Below are 2,479 nucleotides of genomic sequence, written 5' to 3' on the forward strand. Positions count from 1 at the left end.
GCCCAGGCCGGAATGTCCTCCCGCACGCACGGCATGTATAGCGGCGGCGGACCACCCAAAGGGTGACCCGCTTTCCGTGGAGAGGAAGATCGCGGTACGCGACGTCGCGCTTGCCAAACCTGACAAATTCACCCTCTACGCCGCACTCCTCACAGGCTATAGGGTGAGGAGCTTCAATCTTGAAGTGGAGATCGTGCTCCTCTACCTTCGTTCCTAGGATGTGGTATTCCGGAAGATGGAGGATATTGTCTGGCAGACCGGTCACATAGTCTCCTCTTTTGTCCAGCTTGTCGAAGAAGGAAAGAGCGTGACCAGCCTATTCTGCAGATTCGGGAACTGTAGCCGGAGAAGCTAGCAGCACGATAGCGAGCGTCCCCATTGCTGTTGCCGTGGCCGCGATCAAAAAGATCTTTGAGAGACCGGCCAACGTAAGGACAGAGGCCCCCAATATTGCGCCAAGTCCGATCGCGCCGTTGAAAATCGCCACGTAGATTGCAGAGGCCGGCAGCGCGTCAGCGCCCGCTTCCTTGAGGATCCAAGTCTGGAACCCCACCAGAACAGCGGCGATTGCACCACCCCAAAGGATCAGCATTAGCGTCGTGCCCGGCAGCCCGAGCACATCTGCCAACGTGGACAGCAGCCACAACGCCACCGAGGCCAGGCAGAGCGCGACCAGTAGAACAGATTTGAGCCTGCGGTCGATCAGGCTGCCGGTCACGACGTTGGCTGCCAGCCCAGCTCCACCAAACGCAAAGAGCAGCGGGGCGATCGCTGATGGCGTTATGCCGCTTTGCGCACCAAGGTAGGGCTCAATATAGGTGAAAGCCATGAAATGAGCGGTAATCGCAAGCACCGTTGCAGCAAAGATGCGCAGGAACCGCGGGTTCGACAGAACGCGGCCCATTGCGGCGACACCGACACCTTCGCTCCCTGGCAGTTTCGGCAAGGTGATAAAGCACACCGCCGCGACGGCGAAGGACAGTGCGGCGACGCAGGCAAAGGCACCACGCCAGCCCTCGACGGTACCGATCAGGTTGGCCAGCGGTACACCCAGCACGCTGGCAGCCGAGACGCCCCCGAATATGATCGAAGTGGCCAGGCCAACGCGGTGGGGCGGCACGAGCTGTGCGCCAACAGTACCGATCATTGCCCAGAAGGCGCCATGAGAAAGCGCACCGATCACCCGCGCGCCCATCAGCGCGGGAAAGGTCTCTGCCATGGCGGCAACGCCGCTGGATAGAGCCAGGATCAACATCAGGGCAACCAGAAGCGGTCGACGCGGCATGCGGGACAGCACGACAGCCGAAAACAGCGCTGCAGCCACAGCGATCCAGGCATAGAGAGTCACAATCAGCCCGGCCTGTGAGGTGGGCGTCCCGAGATCGCTCCCGATGCCAGAGAGCAACCCGATCGGCGCAAGCTCGGTGGTAACGATGGTAAAACTGCCGACGCCAAGCGCCGTTACGGCAACCCAGTCGCGCCAGGTCGTAGTTTGAGCAGACATGTCAGAACCCTTTCTCCTTGCCCGCCGGATCAGCGGGGCGTGAAGGCGGATTTGGCCGCCGTAATGGCATTCATCGCTGCGGGAATGCCCGCGTAGACCGCTACCTGCAGGACAACCTCGACGATCTCCTCGCGGGTGACTCCGGTGTTCAGTGCCGCGCGCATGTGAAACTCGAGCTGGCCCGGCGCCGTGCCCATTGCCGCCAGCATGGCGATGGTCAGCATCTCGCGGGTCTTCAGTGGCATCCCATCGCGTGCGACCACGTCGGTGAACGAGAAACCCAGCAGTATCTCGGTCGCTTCGGGGTGAAAATCATCGAGATTTTTCGCCACACGTCCAGGCGCACCGGGCTCGAGCCGTTCAAGCAGCGCCAATGCCAGCGCGCGGCGATCGGAGGCTGTGGTACTCATGCGTTCACCCCCTTCATGCCCTCTGGAGTGTAGCGTTCGCCCATAACCGGCAGGCATGCGGTCTCCGTTTCGAGCTGCTGCTGTTCCTCCAAGCTAAGCGTGATCTGCGTCGCCGCCGCATTCTCCTCAAGGTAGCGCAGTTGCTTTGTGCCAGGGATCGGCACAATGTCGAGCCCCTTGGACAAGAGCCAGGCCAGCGAAAGCTGTGCCGGGCTACAGCCCTTCTGCGCGGCAATCTCGGCGATCACGTCGGCGATCCGGCGGTTGGTACGAATTGCTCCTTCTGCGAAACGCGGTAGGTTGGTGCGGAAGTCACCATCGTTGAACTCAGTCGTGTCCTGAAACCGGCCGGTCAAGAACCCGCGGCCGAGCGGCGAATAGGGCACGAAACCGATTCCCAACTCGCGGCAGGTCGGTAGCACTTCGTGCTCTACATCGCGGGCCCATAGCGAATATTCGGTCTGCACCGCTGTGATCGGGTGTACTGCATGGGCCCGGCGCAGCGTTTCAGCGCTGACCTCGCATAGACCGATGCGGGCAATCTTGCCGGCCTTGACCAACCGCG

4 protein-coding genes are annotated in these 2,479 nt (G+C 61.5%); all 4 read right to left on the bottom strand.

The annotated features are described in order from the left end of the window. A partial coding sequence (locus tag OP498_RS18205) for a transposase family protein (protein WP_280554771.1) occupies positions 1 to 265 on the bottom strand: 265 nt, incomplete at its 3' end. A 51-nt stretch (positions 266 to 316) separates the two neighbouring features. Then, positions 317 to 1,504 carry an MFS transporter gene (locus OP498_RS18210; RefSeq protein ID WP_112053163.1) on the bottom strand — a complete coding sequence of 396 codons (1,188 nt, stop codon included), beginning with the start codon at positions 1,502 to 1,504 and terminating at the stop codon, positions 317 to 319. 29 nt (positions 1,505 to 1,533) lie between these two features. Then, the gene (locus OP498_RS18215) at positions 1,534 to 1,914 is read right to left on the bottom strand and encodes a carboxymuconolactone decarboxylase family protein (protein WP_112053164.1); all 381 of its coding nucleotides are present in this window, start codon (positions 1,912 to 1,914) and stop codon (positions 1,534 to 1,536) included. Then, positions 1,911 to 2,479, bottom strand: a 569-nt coding sequence (locus tag OP498_RS18220) for an aldo/keto reductase (protein ID WP_280554774.1), incomplete at its 5' end; no start/stop codon positions are given. The genes OP498_RS18215 and OP498_RS18220, both read right to left, overlap by 4 nt.

This window comes from Halomonas sp. 25-S5 (genome assembly GCF_029889845.1).
Classification (GTDB): domain Bacteria; phylum Pseudomonadota; class Gammaproteobacteria; order Pseudomonadales; family Halomonadaceae; genus Halomonas.

Bases quoted from the DNA above. Each gene is read 5' to 3' on its own strand.
- OP498_RS18210 (WP_112053163.1), bottom strand. From the start codon at position 1,504: ATGTCTGCTCAAACTACGACCTGGCGCGACTGGGTTGCCGTAACGGCG.
- OP498_RS18215 (WP_112053164.1), bottom strand. From the start codon at position 1,914: ATGAGTACCACAGCCTCCGATCGCCGCGCGCTGGCATTGGCGCTGCTT.